Consider the following 18,382-nt stretch of genomic DNA (forward strand, 5'->3'; position numbering starts at 1 on the left):
GTGTTATTTGTTGGCGATCGTAACCAATTATTAACTACCCAGGACTACTGACTAATGACTACTGACTAATGACTATAACGTTTTAATTTGCTCAATCACCCAATCAAAAGTTTCCATAACTTGCTTCAGTGCAGATTCGTCTTGCACAGTAAATAAAGCCAGACTCGGCGACCTTCTCTCGCCTGGTTCTGTAGGTAGCGACAGACCGATCGAACTCAGCTTACTTCTCAATTCCAGCCAATTATGTTCCGCATTAAAAGGCGGCTGGGAACCATAATTATCAGCAGAAATCTCCATTCTGCCAGCAATATCTACAGTGAATAACTGATAGGGTTTTCTGCCCTTTTGAGGCAATTGAGCGGCGAAACCACCGTAAGCGTCCCCCGTTCCCCACTGGATTTGAATTTCGGGTTCTTGACTTTTCGCCCACAGGTAAATTGCTTTTGCCATTTGCGCCTCGTCTGCGCCTCGCCTAGCTGTGATTTCCGCAAAAAATGAAGATTCATCCCAGCGCCTTCTTTCGCGTGTTGCGCTGGATTTTTTCTGCTGTGCTTCCGCTGTCTGACCGATCACTCTGGGAACCAGCGTTTTCAAACCGTCTTCACTTACATACTGCTTAATTTCCAGGGCCAAAACTTCAACCGGGTCCATTTGTTCGTTGAGAAATTCCACAACTCGGCGCATTTCAGCGGAAATTTCGTCAGCTACAAACACTAAGCGAACTTTACCCGCTTGCAAATTAGTTTTAACCTTCTGCCAAAATAGGTCTTCATTAGCATCCGCACCGAGAAACTCTTCAAAAATCTGTTCAGGATCGCGACCCCGATCGCGACAATTAGCTTCAAACAGAGCAATAATTGAATCGATCGGCCAGTAAAACAACGCATTAGCAGCATAGTCGATCGACTGACCCAAAACTTTTTGCCGCAGTTCGGCATTCGGAGTTCGCCGCACATCCACCAAAGTAGGAACGGCATTTTGGTCGAGAAACAAATGATCCAGCGACCACTGCACCGCTGTTTCCTCATCGCTGGCTACTGCTGCTTCCCGCGAAATTAACAGCCACCTGCGCGGTGTCGCCCGATCGATTTGGTCTCCCGCGATCAAATTAGGATAAGTTACTAGCAAATCTTGTAACTGGTCTTCCGAGTCGTAGGGCTGTTCCATCATTTCTACCAGCCTGTCGTCGTCCTGAATCAGATAAATACCTCCCGCCATGCCAGCCCACCTACTTAATTTTAGATTTTAGATTTTAGATTTTAGATTTCAGGCTTAGTTATTAGTCTTCAGTCTTCAGTCCGCAGCCAATGATTTGTGAAGGCAAAAGGCATTGGTCAGAATTCAATAAAAATTTTGAAGTCAATAATTTTTATTGTTTGTTAATTCAACAAAAAATCCCTTCTGACTAATGACTGATGACTAATAACTAATGACTAATGACTAATCACTCATAGAACCAGTAAATACTCGCTGTGCCGGCCCGGTCATGTAAATCCGCCCAGAAACTTCTGCCCATTCGATTTCCAAAACGCCGCCGGGGAGTTCAACCGCAGTTACCCGATCGCACTTCCCGACCAACACCCCAGCTACCACAGCAGCACAAGCACCAGTCCCACAAGCTAGAGTAACACCCGCGCCTCTTTCCCACACCCGCATTTTTACATAGTCTGAACGTATCACTTGAATAAATTCCGTATTGGTACGCTGCGGGAATGCTTTGTTGTGCTCGAATTGAGGCCCGACAGTTTCTAAAGCAACAGCCGAAACATCCTCTACAAAGGTAATGCAGTGAGGATTACCCATGCTGACGCAGGTAACAGACCAAGATTTATCAGCAACTTCGATCGGCACATCAATAACTTTGGCATCCGCTGCAGCCAAAGTTGTCGGAATTTCCGCAGCCAGCAGCCGGGGAACCCCCATATCCACCTTCACCTGACCGTCCGATCGCAATTCGGTGATAATAACGCCCGCACCGGTGTGAATCCGGTACTCAGTCTTAGATTCACTCCCCCCCTTAGCAAGGGGGGGTTGGGGGGGGTGAATTTCTGACCCTTCCAAATCGGCGATAAACTTAGCCAAACAGCGAATCCCGTTGCCGCACATTTCCGGTTCCGAACCGTCGGAGTTAAAAATCCGCATCGTATAGTCAGTATCGTTTTGACCCGGAAGAGCAAATATCACACCGTCTGCGCCAATCCCGAAATGTCGATCGCACAAATCCACAGCTTGTTCTGGCGTGATCACCGGTTCTGACGAGTGGCGGTTGTCAATCAGAATAAAATCATTTCCCAGTCCGTGATACTTCGCAAACTCGATCGGCATAAAAACAAACCTCTTTTGGTTAAAACTGATTAGACAATTTGATTACCAAATTACCCAGTTCCCAGTATTATAAAACTTTATGCAATTTATAGTCCTTTCTACTGAAATATAAACAAATATAATATTTATAACTCCACCGGGATACCTAATTAATGCTGATGTCAATAGCTCAATGAATATTCGTCAAAAAGTAACTGCCAATGGGTTTCTCCCTCATCGATTAGACGCGCTTGTAGTTGTGGCAGTAAGGGTTAAACGGTATAAAGAGAAGAATATGGTTTAAGGTAATATTTGACTATATTTTTCTGAACTATGTCTGAATTTGAAACCGGATTGCCCAGCGTTCGCTTAATACAAAGCTACATCAAAGACAAACAACAGGTGGAGATCAAACTCCTGACCGGCGACTTAGTAGCTGGCAGAATTTTTTGGCAGGATAATAGCTGCATTTGCCTCCTAGATCCGTCAGAAACACAAATTCTGATCTCGCGGCCAGCAATTGCTTATCTCAAACCCAACGGGTAAGAGTGGGGCATGGGGCATGGGGCATCGGGCATCGGGCATTGTTGACAGTTGACTGTTGGCTGGAAAGCTCACCACAGTCAACTGCCAACTCTGAACTGTCAACTGCCAACCGTCAACTGCCAACTGCCAACTGCCAACTGACTAATCGCTAAACAGCTTTTCGATGACTTGGGCCTTGACCAAAGGCAGCTTTAAAGCAGGTTGCGGCACTGGTGGTGAGGCCGTCCGCTGCATCAAGCCGAGCTCGTAGAAGCCGCCACACAGCAGCAAACGATCGCCTTCTTGCAAATTGCTACTTCCGTCGGGCCAGCGAGTAAATTTCCCTTCCCGGCGGATCGCCCGCACCTGCACCCCGTACTGGGTCAGCCAATCTACCTCTGACAGTTTTTTGCCCGCCCAAGGGCTGTTTGCTGGTAGCCTCAGCCACTGGCAAGAACTGTCGCCCTGCGGGACTGCAACTTCCCCTTTCGCCAGCAACTCAAAACTGATGAGTTCTTCCGGTTCTCCCACTACAAAAAGTCGATCGCCCGACAGCAAAGCTGTCTTCCCGTTGGGATAATCAATTTCCTCGCCATTCTCGCGGACGATCGCCATTACGCTGACCCCTGTCAACTGCCGCAAGTTAGTTTCTTCCAGAGTCATGCTGGCAATGGGAGAACCTGACGGCAAGCTGTACCACTCGCTGTTCATATCCCGAACCGCCACTTTCAAATCCCGCGAAACCGCCAAAGGTTCGCGCGCTGGCCGCAATTCCAGATAGCGGCTGCTGCGAATTTGCTGCACATCCCGCGCGATCGCCATTGCCGAGAGCCCCATGCCAGCCAGCAAGTGGGAAGACAGTTCTAAACTTGCCTCAAACTCCGGCTGCACAACTTCCCAAGCCCCCAGTTGGTAAAGCAGTTCGATGTCTTTATCTTGGTTCGCGCACACCACAATATCCAAATCCGGGACTAATTCTAAAGCCCGCTTCAGACACAAGCGAGTGCTCATGGGATCGGGAAGGGCGATCGCCATTGCTTTTGCCCGTTCCACCCGCGCGGCTTCCAATACGTGCAAACTGGCAGCATTCCCGTAAATGTAAGGAATTCCTTGCATTCTGCAGTCTTGAATTCTACTTTCTGACTCGTCGATTACCACAACTGAACAGTTGCGGCTTTGCAGCATTTTGACTAAAATTCTGCCGACTCGCCCGTAACCGCAAACCACAACATAATTTTGTTCCGGCAAAGTTTCAGCTATTGCCACAGGTTGAGATGTTTCGTCAAAATAGCGCTGCAAAGGCCCAAAATTTTCCGCCCATTTCAATAACTGCGGCACGCTTCTCAATACAAACGGAGTCAGGACGAGGGTGACTGCCGTCGTGCCTAAAATTAACAGGTAAACGTCCCGCGAAACCAGCCCCATAACTTGGCCGGAACTAGCGAGTACAAAGGAGAATTCTCCTATTTGAGCTAAGCCCAAACCTGCGATCAATGCTGTTTTGAGCGGATAGCCAAATAGTCGGACGATCGGCGTTATAATCAAGAATTTGCCGACAAATACTATAAATACCAGTCCCAGAATTACTTCTAGATGGTTCCACAGAAACATCGGGTCAATTAACATTCCGATGGTGACAAAAAATAAGGATGCAAAAATATCTCGCAAAGGCTCGACATAAGTTAGAGTTTGGTCGGCATATTCCACCTCCGAAATCATTAAACCCGCCACAAATGCGCCCATCTCGATCGAAAAACCCAAATATTCTGTCAGTAGCGCAATCCCTAAAGCCAAAACCACAACTCCCAGCAAAAACAGTTCCCGACTTTCTGTTTTCGCCAGGTAGCGCAGCAACTGCGGTACGATCCAAATGCCCGCGCCTACAGCACCGATAGCAAATAACCCGATCCGTAGCAGGGCCCACGCTACCGTCATGCCGATCTCTTCTGCTGGCTGATTGAGTGCCGGCAAAACTGCTAGCATTAGCCCCAAAGCCAAATCTTGAACTACTAATATTCCCAGCATGACTTGACCGTGGGAAGTACCGGATTCATTGCGCTCCATCAAGCACTTGAGTACAACGGCAGTCGAAGAAAGCGACAGAATCGCTCCTAAAAACACGCCTTGAGCAGGCGATTCTACCCAGCCTACAGCCAAGGAAATTGCAGTAGTAATGGCGATCGTCAGCACAATTTGCAAGCCCCCCCCGCCCAAACTAATGGTTTTAACTTTCTGGAGTTCGGCGAAGGAAAATTCCACTCCCAAGGCAAATAACAGAAAGGCAACCCCAAATTCAGCCAGGGTGTCTACCTGAATTAATTCTTTAATCAGCCCCAAACCGGCCGGCCCAACTACGATCCCTCCCAGCAGGTAGCCGAGAATTACCGGCTGTCGCAATAGCGATGCAAAGAGTCCTCCTGCTGCGGCAGCAGCGAGAACTAGAACTAAGTCAACGATCAGTCGGAAGTCTTCTTGCACAAGTTTATGAAAAAAGTATAAAGTTATATTATAGTGTCTAATGTGTTGACTATGTTTAGTGGGTTGACTGTAGTTGACCAACAAGCACAACGGCCACCCTTGACTAAGGTATTTTTTCATTGCACAGAGTTCAACTCCTCACAAAAAGCTTAACCTCTGGCAAGTTTATCGAGGGATTGCGGCGGTATTAGTGGTAATGTTTCACCTCAACGAGATGAGCGCCGAGAGATTAAATTAAGTTACTTTTTTTAAATTTTTTTCAGGCTGGGTGGATCCGTGTTGATTACTTTTTTGTATTGAGCGGTTTTATCATGGTGTATGTTCACCGATCGGCGATCGGTAAAAAGGAGTAGTTAAAATCGTTTTTATTTATTCAAGCCCTGCTTGCGGATTTACCCGAACTACTGGATAATTACTCAGGCACTTTTGTGTTTTTTTCTAGTAATCCCCGGTTTTGTTAACAAGAAAGATTTAGGTTTTAGACAAGTAATTTTGTCGTTGCTCTTGATATAGCAATCCTCGCATCATTTGTGTAATTCTTGTAGGGGCAAACCCCCCGTGGTGGCCCCATGAGGCCGGGATAGGCAAAGAAAGGCACTACCCCTACATCTTTTTACGACTCCTGCAAGGATCGCTATACGTCAAAATGACAAGGCCATTCGGGATGTAGGTTGGACAAAGCTGCCGTCGCACCTGTAAAGACTGCACTAAAGGTGATCGAGTCCCTAACTGTCAGGTCAAGCAGATATGGTATAGGGGAAGCCACTGCTCGTCGTTTAGGCGCCAGCGGAGCCAAACTGATGCTTGCTGCTCGCCGTGAAGATAGACTCGATCGACTCAACTGAATTTAACCTAACGGCTGAACTGGAGACCGAATGGCTGGTGAAATGCACTACATTCGAGGTTGCACAGGTAAGCCGTTGCTGCTGATTAATAGTTTGGCCCGAAGCTGGCGATCAGGGCATCGCATCCTCAACGATCTCGCGACTAAACGCGATCGGCTTGATTACGAATAACTCAGCAAGGTGTGTCGGTGGGTGCGATCGCACATCCCCTCGCGATCACTTGGCACTCCCAATCCGTTTCTGTGAGTGCATCGTAGTGTCGATCGCATCTTCCCCGTCCCACCCAACAATCTAATCAATCTAGCAACCATAATATCGGATAATTGTAAAGCAATTAACCAAGCTAACAGCATGAGTATTGACCAATTAAACACAGACTACGGCATAGCCGGGCACCTCACCTTCGCCACCGGAAACGGTGGTTTCCCGATGATTCACATCGACAACGGTCAAGCCAAAGCCTTAATTTCTGTGTATTCCGGTCAAGTGCTCTCCTTTCAACCAGCCACCGAAACCACAGACTTGATGTTCCTCAGCGACAAAGCCTACTATGCAGAAGGGAAAGCCATCAAAGGCGGTATACCCATCTGTTGGCCCTGGTTTGGCCCAGATCCCGAAGCCTTGGGGCGTCCGAGTCATGGGTTTGTGCGGAATCGCCTCTGGAATGTGCTAGAAACCGCCACAACCCCCGACGGCGCAACCAAAGTCACTCTCGGACTCAATGATACCGATGAAACTAGAGCAATTTGGCCCCAAGCTTTTGAACTGGCGATCGCAATTACGATCGGCACCAGCCTCACTGTAGAATTAATCACCCGCAATCTAGGCGACAAAGCATTTCCCCTCACCCAAGCTTTCCACACCTATTTCCAAGTCGGCGATATCAACCGCGTGCAGGTTTTAGGCTTAGAAAATAGCCAGTATCTTGATAAAGCCGATGGTGGTGTCGAAAAAACTCAAGTGGGTGCAGTGGTAGTAACAGGTGAAGTTGATCGCATTTATCTCGATGTCACCAATGAATTAATCATTGACGATAGCGCCCTCAATCGTCGAATTCGCATTAAATCATCGGGTAGTAAATCCGTCGTAGTGTGGAATCCCTGGGTGACAATTTCTGCAAATATGGCCGACCTTGATGATGCAGATTATCAGCGTTTACTGTGCGTAGAAACGACCAATGCAGCTACAGATATTGTGGAAGTTCCCGCTCATGGTGAGTTCCGCTTGCAGGCCATTTACAGCGTTGAACGCGGCTAAGGAATTAGAGCTTAAGCTTAGCGGTGATGGGACCAAAATTCCAGTAAGCTGTTCAACATTTCAATTGGATATTTTGGGCGTTGCTTAAATCCCACCCACAAGACGGGGATTGTTTCTTTAAATACAACTTAAATGCCGATTAGCTGATTGAATTGAAAAACTCTGTCACCGTAATGACTAATAATACCAAATTCTAGATTTCTCCCGTCTTTATTTCTTAGTCCGTGAAAGAATTTCGGCGAAGCTGAGTCGAACCGCCTAGCGGCAAACGAAAGTTTGTACGATCGGTTTCAACCGCCGACTCCGATCTTTTTACTTACCATCAATTATTATGCAAATCTTCAACTGGACAAAACTTCAAAATGGATCAGACATTCGCGGTATCGCCCTCGAAGGCGTTCCCAATGAAACAGTCAACCTAACGCCCGAAATTGCGACAATCTTAGGTAAATCCTTTGTCAGTTGGCTGGTGCAAAAAGTCAATAAGCCAGCGGCCGAATTAACGATCGCGATCGGGCGTGACAGTCGCCTATCAGGGCCAACCTTAATGCAAGCAGTCATGGAGGGAATCGCCTCAGTTGGTGCAACCGTGTACGACTTTGAAATGGCCTCAACCCCCGCCATGTTTATGAGTACCATTACTCCTGGTTTTGATTGCGACGGCGCGATTATGCTCACTGCTAGCCATTTGCCATTTAATCGAAATGGCTTAAAGTTTTTCACCGCCAAAGGTGGGTTACAAAAGCAGGATATTACAGATATCTTAACACTAGCCCAAAGCAATTACTTTCAGCCCGCCTCATCGCCCGGTAAGATTACAAAGCATGATTTTATCTCAGTTTATGCTAACCAATTTGTCACCAAGATTAGGGAATCAGTCAATCATCCCGATAATTTTGAGCAACCACTAACAGGATTAAAAATTGTTGTAGACGCAGGAAACGGTGCTGGCGGTTTTTATGTTGATAAAGTCTTAAAACCTTTAGGTGCTGACACTACGGGCAGTCAGTTTTTAGAGCCCGATGGTACTTTCCCCAATCATGTGCCAAATCCCGAAGATAAACAGGCAATGCAGTCAATTTGTCACGCGGTAATTGAACACCAAGCTGATTTTGGGATTATTTTTGATACGGATGTCGATCGCAGTGCTGCAGTCGATCAAGTTGGCAAGGAACTCAATCGCAATCGCTTAATTGCCTTGATTTCGGCGATCGTATTAAAAGAACACCCAGGCTCTACTATTGTCACCGATTCTATCACCTCCGATGGCTTGACACAATTCATCGAACAAGATTTAAAAGGGATTCACCATCGCTTTAAACGCGGCTACAAAAATGTGATTGATGAGTCGATTCGCCTCAATGAAGCCGGACAGGAATCATGGCTGGCGATTGAAACCTCTGGACATGGAGCTTTGAAAGAAAATTACTTTCTGGATGATGGCGCTTATTTGGTCAGCAAATTATTGATTGAATTGGCTAACTCAAAGCTAGCAAATCAATCTTTGCCGGATTTAATTGCGAATTTAAAAGAACCCGAAGAAAGTGCAGAATTTCGGATTAAAATTGGTGTGGATGATTTCAAGGCTCACGGCTATCTGGTTATTGAACAACTGCAACAATTTGTCTCAACGCAAGCAGACTGGAAAATAGTTCCCAATAACTACGAAGGTCTGCGAATTTCCTGCACTTCAGCTAGCGAATCCGGCTGGTTTCTGTTACGCTTATCACTCCATGATCCGGTGATGCCTTTGAATGTGGAGTCGAATGTTAAGGGTGGTGTTGCTCACATAGTGGCTCGGCTTTTAACTTTTTTCCAAACCACAGAATCCCTTAATTTTTCGGCACTATCGATCTAAGTTTTACTCGTGTCAGACTATTAGTAAACCCAACCCAAGGAGGAATTTCATCATGTGGCTTTTAACCATACAATGTTCTGCTGAAAGCTGGGATACCCATTCCAAAGCTTTCAAAGCCATCGCTGATAAATATCCGGCTACGCCTCTTTCTTCCAAAAAGATGAAAGGATCTGGTCAACGCATCATGGAATATCAGCTTGAGAATGTCAATGATGTAGAGGAATTTATGGAAGAATGCTTAACCTTAGATGGTTTCACCGCTACCTTTGAATCCCTATAAATTTAGGTGATAAGATTATAGCCATTCTCAATTTTTATCTCATACCATTTTAGATGTGAGATTTTAAAATTGGGAATCAATACTATTTTGCCAAAAACAGGCTAAAATAACTAGAGAGTTTGAAGAAGGTTCTCGGAAAGTAAACGGCAAAGAAAGAATTGATTTAACTGCTCTTGAGTTAAAAATAATTCTGTTGTAGCGGCGTGAACTATAACTAATACTAATTGTTGAAAGTTATGTAATAGTAGCTAGGACTGATAAAATATAATCATCCAGTTATAGATGAAGAGTGTTTCTGTTGAAACTTGGGCTCTCCTATATTTGTAATGGAAACTGTAGTGTGAGCGTCTGCCTCAAGCAGGCTTTTCTCCGCGCACTACGGGAATTTTTATTATTCTTATCACCTCAAGTTAAGCATTTATTTAAGTTAGTCTCTCATCTCCAAATCTTTGACCGAAAGCATCCAGGATACAAGCCCCCGGATTCATTCCGAAAGCAGACTCAGTATCCAGAAATAAAAAATCTGTATCTGATGAAACTTGCCGCCCGAATTTATCCGTGGGGTCAATGCTTCAATTCTAAAATCTAAAATCTAAAATCGATTGACCAAGCTTTTTACCTAAAGCTTTTTCTCTCGACTTATTGCGGATTGCTATAGTTAGTCTAGATAGTTAAAAATATATCAGCGAGACAAAGATTAAGGACACCTAGTGATGATAATGACTGTGAGTCGAGGCAACGGCGGGCTAAGTGCCGAAATAGTTACGGGTCGGATTTTGCGGTGGGGGCAGTTGAAAGCAAACAAGTTAACCACCAGTTCGATCGGGGGAATTGTTGCTGGCTTTCTGAGTTTTGCCCTGCCGGTGCAAGCTTTGCAGGTAGTTGTGACGCCGGCCAATCCCCAACTGGGAGATACGCTGTCAGTAATGATTCAAGTTGACGGTAACGGCGGGGAAACTCCAACAGTTTCTCTACAGCAAAAAAACTACCCTGCGTTTCCGATCGGCAACGGCCGCTTTCGGGCCCTGTTGCCGACGACGCCGGTAGAGAAACCCGGTGCCCGCCAAATCCAAGTCGCAGGTGACGGACAAGTGCAGAACTTGAGCGTGCAAGTGCGCGATCGAAATTTTCCCACTCAATCCATCTGGCTACCGCCTGGGAAAGACGAGGAAGGTACAGATGCTGAATTCGATCGCGTAGACGCATTTAAAGCACTCGTGACACCCGAAAAATTTTGGGACGGCAAATTGTTGCGCCCCAACTCCGGCGAAATTACCACTATTTACGGGGTGCGACGCTATTATAATGGGGTATTTGCTCAAGACTACTACCATCGCGGCGTGGATTACGCGGGTGCTTCCGGTTCCCCTGTAGTGGCACCAGCAGCCGGTCGGGTGTCTCTAGTGGGACGTGAATCGCAAGGCTTCAAAATCCACGGAAACGTGGTTGGTATCGACCACGGTCAGGGCGTAGCAAGTATTTTGATGCACCTCAGCCGGATTGATGTCAAGGAAGGCGATGTCGTGAAAGCCGGTCAAGTAATTGGTACTGTGGGGTCAACAGGGGCTTCTACAGGCCCTCACCTGCATTGGGGACTTTACGTGCATGGGCAGTCCGTCGATCCTGTACCTTGGCGACTTCAGGGAGTTGAGTAGGAGTTTTTACAGGTTTTGACGGATTTATCAGTCAATTATGGGGTAAGTTTGTGGCTAGGGTGTGCAGATAACTGTGATGGGTTATCAGTATTGAGTTAGGATTTGTATAAAATTTCTCAACTCAACTCTCAAAACTCGAATCTCAAGACGCTAACAATCGCGTCTTCACAAAACTTTATTGATGATGCCGTTGAGCGGGGACGCATATATGAGTATTGAAAAAATTGTTGAACAGGCTTTGCAGGATGGCTATTTAACGCCGTCTATGGAAGCTGAGGTGGGACGGATCTGCAATACGGCTTCGGAATTGTCGATCGAAGAGTACATGGCTCTCGATCGTCTGATGGGTTCTTTGTTGACTGGCGAAGTTGTAGTTCTGCCACGCAAACAGTTCATCAACGTGATGGAAGAGTTGGTACTCAGCGATGCGATCGCTAGAGTGGCCGAAATTGAGGCGACGAGCGACCTGAGTTTGGATGTGGGAGATATTGCAGCTTATGCTTTAAATAGGCTGCCACCTCTGTACGCTACGACGGAAGAGGGAGCTCACTTTCAAAGGGCTAGGGCTAAAGAGCAACTTCACGATTTGATTTCCAAAGAAGTCAACGCAGCGATCGCCCGCAACTTGGATCGGCCCGACACCCCAAACCCGACAGCTTTGGGCAAGTCTTCGGGAAACGAAGTTCTTTCACAGCTAAGCACTTGGCTGCAAGCTAACGCCACTAATTTTGAGCCCCAGCCTTAGTACCACCCCAACAGTTCTATTTTGATTAAGTCGATCCCGCTCAATTCAGAAAGCGGGATTTTTAGTTTCTGAGCCAGCAAGATTCATCTGAAGGCAGAAGCCAGAATTCAAGAACAAAAAATTAAAATTTAAGAGTTTTCTTTATTTGTTGCCTAAAACAAAAAATTCTCTCTTCCTTCTTCCTTCCTTCTTCCTTCTTCCTTCTTCCTTCTTCCTTCTTCTTTCAAACGATTAATTGTTGCTGTCAGAAGACTCACCGGAGGGGCCAGCGGTAACTTTTGTTTCTCGCTTTTCGCGTTTTTTTCGTTCCGCTTGGATGACATCTTGAAGCACTATTCGTGCTTGGGCCATTTTTTCCAAATTGCTGCGGTACAAATCTAAATCTTTGCTAACTTTGTCTTCTGGCAGGTGCAAGGCTACACAGACTTTAGCGATCGCGTTGTTTCGCGTTTCTTGGTCTTTTACTAAGTTAGGATCAGCTTTTTCTAACAGCGAGAACAAACCGATCGCGAACAAGCGACTGTACTTAAATTGAGGGTTGCTGGCGATCGCCCCTAAAGACGCTTGCAAATCTGCTGTATCTTCAAAGCTGGTAGAGCGATCGAGCCACGAGAGCAACTCTTGCCCCGAAAGTCTATCTGCCAAGCTTTCCAATCGCTGAGCGTCTTGCTTGTAGCGCTCTGGATCGTCTTCTAGGGACTTGCACAAAGCGTTAAAAATCGAAACTCTGTCGGCTTCTGGGGCGTACCCAAGCATGAATCGATCAAAAGCTGTCACTACACCCAAAGCATAAATCGGGTCGTATTGAAAATCGGCATTCGCCGAAAGCAGGTGCATTTCTACCATCAACTCTTCCACCACTCGACGGTAAATTGAGTTGATCGGTCGAGTGTGAATCGTATAGAAACTTCGCTTAGTATCTGAAACAGTACGGTTATTGTTCACCTGAGTCTTATAGATAAATAATTTTGCCGTAGCGGGCGTGCCAGCGCGGCGTGAGTAAAGTCGGGGGAGTCAGTCGATTTTAGATTTGAGATTTTAGATTTTAGATTTACCCCACAGATAAATCTGGGAGCTTGAACTTTGGTCTAAAATTTTTATCTTTCCACGACTTAAGTACGTGGCACGGTATCCGTTGTTGGGCTGGGTCAATTCTGCGATCGGTCTGACAAAAAGTGCCAGTTTTTTAAGCGTTGCCGCCTCCTTGCGAGACAAAATTTTATCAAAAATATTTTACGCGCGATCGGCAGCAACAATTAATATGTCGCAATATGAGGGAAAAAACCCAGTATCTTTACAATCATAGCTCTTCTGGGATCGCTCATAAATCTCATCTTCTGACTTGCCCAGCCTTGATATGGTCTTACATATCACAATAACTTTTTCTTGTCAATCCCTAATCGTCAAAAAACAAACATGACAATTTCTCCTGAATTAATAGCTTTAGCCCAGTACATGGCGGGCGAATTTGACAACCGAGAACAAGCGCTAGCAGAGCCGGCGTGGTACGTCCACCTTCGTATGTGGCAAAGACCACTACCCGTTCCTTTATTTTCCGAACCCAGCATTGCCCTGTTTGCCGAACAAGCCAACATTTTGGAATTAGACAAGCCATACCGCCCCCGCATAGTGCAACTGAGGCACTCACAGATAGCGCCAGGACTTATTGAAGCTCAGTATTATATGTTCAACGACATTACAGCCGTCAAAGGAGCCGGTTGCAACCCCGACTTGCTTGGAAAGCTAACGAAGGAGCAAATCCAACTCCTTCCCGGCTGCACCCTCTCGGTTGCGGTGCAAAATTTAGCCTCAAACGGCTATCGATTTCGGGCATCTTTGCCGGAGGGCACTCGCTGCGGCTTTGCCTACGGGGGGCAAAATTACCAAGTAGACTTGGGATTTGAAGCCGCAGGCGAGGAATTCCTCAGCTACGACAAAGGAATAAGCCCCACGACAGGCCAGGCTATCTGGGGAGCTTTAATGGGTCCTTTTAGATTTGTCAAGCGTCAGGATTTTGCTCCTGAGATATTGGTTTGAAGCAAGAAGCAACAAGAAACAAGGAAGAAAAATATAGCTATCTAGGATAGAAGGCAAGACTTTACCTTGACCTATTCTTCTACTTTAGTGTTTTGGTGAACCTCTCAACCTCTCAAGAAAGGAAGAAAGCATAAGGAAGCTGGCAAGAATTTACCTGCTTCCTGTTCTTGTCCAGGGTTCCGGCGCATTTTGTGAGCCTCAAGCTTAAGTTGCGCTGACACCGCAACCGATGCAAGCGCGAGTGGTCAACTTGCGCGCGGCACCCCCTCTAGAGCTTCTTCTTCCGTTTCAAAGATTTCAAACACAGAATCCATCATGGTGACTTCAAACACCAGTTTGGCTTCGGGATGAACATTGCAAATGCGGAAACTTCCCTTAACTTTATCCGCATCCCGCATACCTGCTACAAGTGAGGTCAGGCCAGAGCTATCGATAAAGTTAACCTGACCAAGATTCACTACAACATGGCGGCTAAGTTTGGAAATACACTCTTGCAACTTGAGGCGGAATTGCCAAGCTGTAGTGATGTCCAACCGTCCTGTCGGTGCTAAGACGATAACTGTTGTACCGTCTTGAAGCGTGTGGGTTTTTTGATCAATATGAATCACTGACCCTTCCCTCAAATTTATTATCTATCGCGGTGGTTACTGTCCCAGTAGTTTAACTCAGGTCGGTGACTGCTGAGGCATCCAATTCGCCCAATCTTGCGGTTTTAAGAACTTGGAGTAGAGTTCGGCTTCGGGAGAGTTGGGTTCTGGCTCGTAACAATATTCCCAGCGTACCAAAGGTGGCAGGGACATGAGAATCGATTCCGTGCGTCCGTTGGTCTGCAAGCCAAAGGTCGTGCCTCGATCGTACACCAAGTTAAATTCAACGTAACGGCCGCGGCGGTAAAGTTGGAAATTACGCTCGCGCTCGCCGTATTCTTTCGATCGGTGCTTTTCAATAATAGGGGTGTAAGCCGGCAAAAATGCCCGGCCACAATCCTGTACGAAGGCGAACAGCGACTCCCAAGTCCTAGGTTCCGGCGCCCCAATGTTGTTGCTGCACTCAGCCGCCTTGCCTTTGACATGATGGTCGCGGTAAAGCGGGCCTTGAGCGCTTTGGTAGTCAAAAAATAGGCCGCCCACCCCGCGGGTTTCTTGGCGGTGGGGGAGGTAAAAATATTCGTCGCACCAAAGTTTAAATGTCGGATAATATCCGGGATGGTGGCGATCGCAAGCTGCTTTCAGAGTTTTGTGAAAATGAGCTGCATCCTCAGCCAACGGGTAATAAGGAGTCAAATCCACACCGCCGCCAAACCACCAAATCGGCCCAGCCTCAAAATAGCGGTAATTCAGGTGAACCGTAGGCAAGTAGGGATTGCGGGGGTGCAGCACCATCGAAGTGCCAGTTGCATAGAAATCGTGACCTGCGGCTTCTGGGTGCTTTGCCAGAATCAAAGCCGGCAAACTTTCGCCCCACACTTGGGAAAAATTGACTCCACCTTGTTCAAAAACATTGCCTTCCCGCATGACGCGAGAACGTCCGCCGCCACCTTCGGATCGTTCCCAAGCGTCCTCCTTAAATTTGCCAACGCCATCGAGCTGTTCGAGGGATTGACAAATTTCGTCTTGTAGGGTTTTCATAAATTGGCTGACTCTAGCTCTAGAGTCAGCGGGCGGCAAAAACGGGGAAGTGGCGGTTTTAAGTGTTGTAGAAACTGTCATCCGATTTTAGATTTTAGATTTTAGATTTTAGATTGAAGAATTGCGACCACGGATCAATTCGGGGATTGTGACCAAATTGCTTTCGGTCGTAGAAATTCTTGCCGATCGCATTTGAGTTTGAGCTTGACCGTGAGTCCCAAATCCAGTCGTCATGTAATTATGCCACCGTAGGTCTGCAAATGATCGCTATGAAGTTACATTAAAAAATAGCAATAAAAATATACTTAAACGTGCGATCGAAAATTCGCTAACCCAATTGCAGAGCTATGGTGGAGAACACAATGCCCAATACACTCGATGTTAGTTCAGTCTTAGAAATCCTGCGACCCGTGCAAGACCCCGAACTACAAAAGAGTTTGGTGGAATTGAACATGATTCGTAACATAAAAATTGACGGCGGTGTCGTCAGTTTCACCTTGGTGCTGACAACACCTGCTTGCCCGCTGCGAGAATTTATTGTCGAAGATTGCCAAAAAGCGGTCAAACAGTTGCCAGGAGTCGAAAAAGTGGCGGTGGAGGTGACAGCCGAGACGCCGCAGCAGAAGGGAGTGGTCGATCGCCAAGGCATTGAAGGAGTGAAAAATATTATCGCAATTTCCAGTGGCAAAGGTGGCGTCGGCAAAAGCACGGTGGCGGTAAATGTGGCAGTAGCGCTGGCGCAAACCGGCGCTAAGGTGGGTTTGCTGGATGCCGATATCTATGGGCCCAACGACCCGACAATGTTGGGTCTGGGGGACGCGAAAGTGATGGTTAGGGACGGAAAAAGCGGGGAAAGCCTCGAACCCGCGTTTAATTACGGCGTCAAATTGGTGTCGATGGCGTTTTTAATTGACAAAGACCAACCCGTGATTTGGCGCGGCCCGATGTTAAACGGGATCATCCGGCAGTTCCTCTATCAGGTGAATTGGGGCGATTTAGACTATTTGATTGTCGATATGCCTCCGGGTACTGGAGACGCGCAGTTGACAATGGCGCAAGCGGTGCCGATGGCTGGTGTCGTGATCGTGACGACGCCGCAGACTGTGGCATTGTTAGACTCCCGCAAGGGGTTAAAGATGTTCCAGCAGTTGGGAGTGTCGGTGTTGGGAATTGTGGAAAACATGAGCTATTTTGTACCGCCGGATATGCCCGATAAGCAATACGATATTTTCGGTTCTGGTGGCGGGGAAAAGACTGCTGCTGAGTTGGGAGTGCCGCTGTTAGGCCGCATTCCGCTGGAAATTCCGTTGCGGGAAGGTGGCGATTCGGGGGTGCCGATCGTGGTGGGGCAACCGGGTTCTGCTTCAGCTAGAGAGTTGCGGGCGATCGCGGGCCGCATTGCCGGTAAAGTTTCCGTAGCAGCTTTAGCCTAACAAACTCTCGTTTCGGGGCTTTGCCTCGCGTCTTCCGGTTGAGGAAGATTTGCCTAGTTCTCAGGCTCTGCTTGGGAACTAGAAACGAGAAAAGGTAAACTATAACCAGCAAACTTAACATTCAAAGAATTATGATTTTTCCAGGTTCGGCAGTTCGAGTTAAAGATAAGGGTGAGATTTACTACGCCTTTCAAGGACAAGTCCAGCGAGTTAGCGACGGAAAGGTCGCGGTACTGTTTGAAGGCGGCAATTGGGACAAGCTGATTACGTTCCGCTTGTCGCAGTTGGAACTTGTCGATGCTACGGCTGGTCGCGCGAAATAGTCAGTTGGTTGTTGACAGTTGTCAGTTGTCAGTTGTCAGTTGTCAGTTATTGTTTATTAGTACCCACTTACAAATAATAATCAATAACAACCAACTGCCAACTGACTAATATCAATTCCGGCTGCGCCGGAATGATATCAAATCCGCGCTTCATCGTCGGGCGTAAAGTAGAATCAAGCTGCCAACAAATAATTCGCGCAATTTTCATTTTTTTGACTCACAGTCAACAGTCAACAGTCAACAGTCAACAGTCAACAATGATTCCGGTTGCACCGGAATCGATATAATATGCGTTTACCTTTACCCCAATTTGCTACAAAAGAGCGCCATCCCGATCGCATTGCTGAGGTGATCGAGACGGCAACTTCGGAGTTTTTGGCTCAATGTTTGGAACCGGAAGACTTAAGCTTTCCCGTGATGCCGCCTTTTGGGAGTTGGGTGAAGGCCGAGGATGAAGAGTCGAAAAATCAAATTTACGGCGTGGTTTATTACGCTACGACTAGCCCGATCGACTCCGTGCACAGAGCTCGCGCTTTGGGTTTGTCGCTGGAAGAGTTGCGGGAAGAACAACCGCAGATTTTTGCGATGCTCAAAACCGAGTTTCGAGTGGCGATTGTCGGGTATGAGGCTGCGCCGGAAAGGTTGAACGGCCACGGCCCATCTAGGGGTAAAATTTATCAGTATTTGCCGCCGCGCCCGCCGCAAATTCACCAGGCGGTTTATCGCTGCGAACCGGATGAGGTGATTGATTTTACGGTGCAGTTGGATTTTTTGAGGACGCTGCTGGGGGTGGCTAATGCGCCGGTGGATGCGCTGACGGCGGCGGCGATTCGGGAGATTTATCAGTTGCGGATGCGCGATCGATCTTGGTTGGTGGAAGCGGGGAGGAGTTTGAGTGTTTTGCTGAAGGATGATTATGACAGGTTGAGGGTGATTTTGAGTCAGATTCATCCGTAGGGGAAAACTGTTATAACTACAAAATCGAGATAGCCTCAACCTAGCCGTTAAAGATGA

General features: G+C 47.1%; 19 protein-coding genes. 11 read left to right on the plus strand and 8 right to left on the minus strand.

All coding sequences use genetic code 11. The annotated features are described in order from the left end of the window. Positions 1 to 72 precede the first annotated feature (72 nt). Both QT979_RS01325 and dapF read right to left on the minus strand, forming a co-directional pair. Positions 73 to 1,218, minus strand: a complete 1,146-nt coding sequence (locus QT979_RS01325; RefSeq protein WP_333307735.1) for a hypothetical protein — start codon at positions 1,216 to 1,218, stop codon at positions 73 to 75. Positions 1,219 to 1,440: 222 nt separating this feature from the next. Next, positions 1,441 to 2,325, minus strand: a complete 885-nt coding sequence (dapF, locus tag QT979_RS01330; RefSeq protein WP_333307737.1) for a diaminopimelate epimerase — start codon at positions 2,323 to 2,325, stop codon at positions 1,441 to 1,443. 312 nt (positions 2,326 to 2,637) lie between these two features. On the opposite strand from dapF, the gene QT979_RS01335 reads away from it, so the two are divergent. After that, positions 2,638 to 2,850 (plus strand): Hfq-related RNA-binding protein, encoded by a 213-nt coding sequence (locus tag QT979_RS01335; protein ID WP_333057289.1) that lies wholly within the window; start codon positions 2,638 to 2,640, stop codon positions 2,848 to 2,850. A gap of 141 nt (positions 2,851 to 2,991) precedes the next feature. On the opposite strand, the gene QT979_RS01340 is transcribed toward QT979_RS01335, so the two are convergent. Beyond that, positions 2,992 to 5,307 carry a cation:proton antiporter gene (locus tag QT979_RS01340; RefSeq protein WP_333307739.1) on the minus strand — a complete coding sequence of 772 codons (2,316 nt, stop codon included), beginning with the start codon at positions 5,305 to 5,307 and terminating at the stop codon, positions 2,992 to 2,994. Between the two features lie 875 nt (positions 5,308 to 6,182). Here QT979_RS01340 and QT979_RS01345 point away from each other — a divergent pair. Continuing rightward, positions 6,183 to 6,323, plus strand: a complete 141-nt coding sequence (locus QT979_RS01345) for a hypothetical protein (protein ID WP_333307741.1) — start codon at positions 6,183 to 6,185, stop codon at positions 6,321 to 6,323. On the opposite strand, the gene QT979_RS01350 is transcribed toward QT979_RS01345, so the two are convergent. Next, complete coding sequence (locus QT979_RS01350; protein ID WP_333307743.1) at positions 6,314 to 6,505, minus strand: hypothetical protein; 192 nt, start codon at positions 6,503 to 6,505, stop codon at positions 6,314 to 6,316. The two genes, QT979_RS01345 and QT979_RS01350, sit on opposite strands and share 10 nt — an antisense overlap. Here QT979_RS01350 and QT979_RS01355 point away from each other — a divergent pair. The 5 genes from QT979_RS01355 (at position 6,504) to QT979_RS01375 (ending at position 11,947) form a co-directional block, all read left to right on the plus strand. Continuing rightward, positions 6,504 to 7,409, plus strand: coding sequence for a D-hexose-6-phosphate mutarotase (locus QT979_RS01355; protein WP_333307745.1), 906 nt, complete (start codon positions 6,504 to 6,506; stop codon positions 7,407 to 7,409). The two genes, QT979_RS01350 and QT979_RS01355, sit on opposite strands and share 2 nt — an antisense overlap. A 331-nt stretch (positions 7,410 to 7,740) precedes the next feature. Continuing rightward, a complete protein-coding gene (locus QT979_RS01360; RefSeq protein ID WP_333307747.1) occupies positions 7,741 to 9,267 on the plus strand; it encodes a phosphomannomutase/phosphoglucomutase in 1,527 nt (508 codons plus the stop codon). A 52-nt stretch (positions 9,268 to 9,319) separates the two neighbouring features. Then, on the plus strand, positions 9,320 to 9,547 hold the full coding sequence (locus tag QT979_RS01365) for a hypothetical protein (protein ID WP_333211160.1): 228 nt from the start codon (positions 9,320 to 9,322) through the stop codon (positions 9,545 to 9,547). Positions 9,548 to 10,260: 713 nt separating this feature from the next. Next, positions 10,261 to 11,202, plus strand: coding sequence for a M23 family metallopeptidase (locus tag QT979_RS01370; protein WP_333211158.1), 942 nt, complete (start codon positions 10,261 to 10,263; stop codon positions 11,200 to 11,202). Between the two features lie 208 nt (positions 11,203 to 11,410). After that, entirely contained in the window at positions 11,411 to 11,947 is a 537-nt protein-coding gene (locus QT979_RS01375; protein WP_006631395.1) for a late competence development ComFB family protein, read from the plus strand. 231 nt (positions 11,948 to 12,178) lie between these two features. Here QT979_RS01375 and psb29 read toward each other — a convergent pair whose 3' ends face one another. Next, positions 12,179 to 12,892: a photosystem II biogenesis protein Psp29 gene (gene psb29 / locus QT979_RS01380; RefSeq protein ID WP_333211156.1), complete on the minus strand. Its 714-nt coding sequence runs from the start codon at positions 12,890 to 12,892 to the stop codon at positions 12,179 to 12,181. Between the two features lie 471 nt (positions 12,893 to 13,363). Between psb29 and QT979_RS01385 the strand changes: the two genes are divergently transcribed. After that, entirely contained in the window at positions 13,364 to 13,984 is a 621-nt protein-coding gene (locus QT979_RS01385; protein WP_333211155.1) for a chromophore lyase CpcT/CpeT, read from the plus strand. Positions 13,985 to 14,229: 245 nt separating this feature from the next. Here the strand turns inward: QT979_RS01385 and QT979_RS01390 are convergent, their stop codons facing one another. Together QT979_RS01390 and hemF are read right to left on the minus strand one after the other, a co-directional pair. Beyond that, a complete protein-coding gene (locus QT979_RS01390) occupies positions 14,230 to 14,592 on the minus strand; it encodes an STAS domain-containing protein (RefSeq protein WP_006631392.1) in 363 nt (120 codons plus the stop codon). A gap of 57 nt (positions 14,593 to 14,649) precedes the next feature. Further along, complete coding sequence (gene hemF / locus QT979_RS01395) at positions 14,650 to 15,693, minus strand: oxygen-dependent coproporphyrinogen oxidase (protein ID WP_333211153.1); 1,044 nt, start codon at positions 15,691 to 15,693, stop codon at positions 14,650 to 14,652. A 281-nt stretch (positions 15,694 to 15,974) separates the two neighbouring features. Here hemF and QT979_RS01400 point away from each other — a divergent pair, with 281 nt between their 5' ends. After that, positions 15,975 to 17,045, plus strand: coding sequence for an Mrp/NBP35 family ATP-binding protein (locus QT979_RS01400; protein WP_006631390.1), 1,071 nt, complete (start codon positions 15,975 to 15,977; stop codon positions 17,043 to 17,045). A gap of 131 nt (positions 17,046 to 17,176) precedes the next feature. Continuing rightward, positions 17,177 to 17,368, plus strand: coding sequence for an NAD(P)H dehydrogenase subunit NdhS (locus QT979_RS01405; protein ID WP_015175937.1), 192 nt, complete (start codon positions 17,177 to 17,179; stop codon positions 17,366 to 17,368). Positions 17,369 to 17,435: 67 nt separating this feature from the next. On the opposite strand, the gene QT979_RS01410 is transcribed toward QT979_RS01405, so the two are convergent. Beyond that, positions 17,436 to 17,576 carry a hypothetical protein gene (locus QT979_RS01410; RefSeq protein WP_333307750.1) on the minus strand — a complete coding sequence of 47 codons (141 nt, stop codon included), beginning with the start codon at positions 17,574 to 17,576 and terminating at the stop codon, positions 17,436 to 17,438. Between the two features lie 80 nt (positions 17,577 to 17,656). On the opposite strand from QT979_RS01410, the gene QT979_RS01415 reads away from it, so the two are divergent. Then, on the plus strand, positions 17,657 to 18,325 hold the full coding sequence (locus tag QT979_RS01415; RefSeq protein WP_333173180.1) for an HAS-barrel domain-containing protein: 669 nt from the start codon (positions 17,657 to 17,659) through the stop codon (positions 18,323 to 18,325). Positions 18,326 to 18,382 lie beyond the last annotated feature (57 nt).

Origin of the sequence: Microcoleus sp. w2-18bC1 (genome assembly GCF_036700365.1) — a bacterium.
In the GTDB taxonomy this organism is placed as follows: Bacteria; Cyanobacteriota; Cyanobacteriia; order Cyanobacteriales; family Microcoleaceae; genus Microcoleus.

What these genes read in the sequence shown, in the direction of transcription:
- QT979_RS01325 (WP_333307735.1), bottom strand. Translation starts at nt 1,218, where the DNA reads ATGGCGGGAGGTATTTATCTGATTCAGGACGACGACAGGCTGGTAGAA.
- dapF (WP_333307737.1), bottom strand. Translation starts at nt 2,325, where the DNA reads ATGCCGATCGAGTTTGCGAAGTATCACGGACTGGGAAATGATTTTATT.
- QT979_RS01335 (WP_333057289.1), top strand. Translation starts at nt 2,638, where the DNA reads ATGTCTGAATTTGAAACCGGATTGCCCAGCGTTCGCTTAATACAAAGC.
- QT979_RS01345 (WP_333307741.1), top strand. Translation starts at nt 6,183, where the DNA reads ATGGCTGGTGAAATGCACTACATTCGAGGTTGCACAGGTAAGCCGTTG.
- QT979_RS01355 (WP_333307745.1), top strand. Translation starts at nt 6,504, where the DNA reads ATGAGTATTGACCAATTAAACACAGACTACGGCATAGCCGGGCACCTC.
- QT979_RS01350 (WP_333307743.1), bottom strand. Translation starts at nt 6,505, where the DNA reads ATGCTGTTAGCTTGGTTAATTGCTTTACAATTATCCGATATTATGGTT.
- QT979_RS01360 (WP_333307747.1), top strand. Translation starts at nt 7,741, where the DNA reads ATGCAAATCTTCAACTGGACAAAACTTCAAAATGGATCAGACATTCGC.
- QT979_RS01365 (WP_333211160.1), top strand. Translation starts at nt 9,320, where the DNA reads ATGTGGCTTTTAACCATACAATGTTCTGCTGAAAGCTGGGATACCCAT.
- QT979_RS01370 (WP_333211158.1), top strand. Translation starts at nt 10,261, where the DNA reads ATGATAATGACTGTGAGTCGAGGCAACGGCGGGCTAAGTGCCGAAATA.
- QT979_RS01375 (WP_006631395.1), top strand. Translation starts at nt 11,411, where the DNA reads ATGAGTATTGAAAAAATTGTTGAACAGGCTTTGCAGGATGGCTATTTA.
- QT979_RS01385 (WP_333211155.1), top strand. Translation starts at nt 13,364, where the DNA reads ATGACAATTTCTCCTGAATTAATAGCTTTAGCCCAGTACATGGCGGGC.
- hemF (WP_333211153.1), bottom strand. Translation starts at nt 15,693, where the DNA reads ATGACAGTTTCTACAACACTTAAAACCGCCACTTCCCCGTTTTTGCCG.
- QT979_RS01400 (WP_006631390.1), top strand. Translation starts at nt 15,975, where the DNA reads ATGCCCAATACACTCGATGTTAGTTCAGTCTTAGAAATCCTGCGACCC.
- QT979_RS01405 (WP_015175937.1), top strand. Translation starts at nt 17,177, where the DNA reads ATGATTTTTCCAGGTTCGGCAGTTCGAGTTAAAGATAAGGGTGAGATT.
- QT979_RS01410 (WP_333307750.1), bottom strand. Translation starts at nt 17,576, where the DNA reads ATGAAAATTGCGCGAATTATTTGTTGGCAGCTTGATTCTACTTTACGC.
- QT979_RS01415 (WP_333173180.1), top strand. Translation starts at nt 17,657, where the DNA reads ATGCGTTTACCTTTACCCCAATTTGCTACAAAAGAGCGCCATCCCGAT.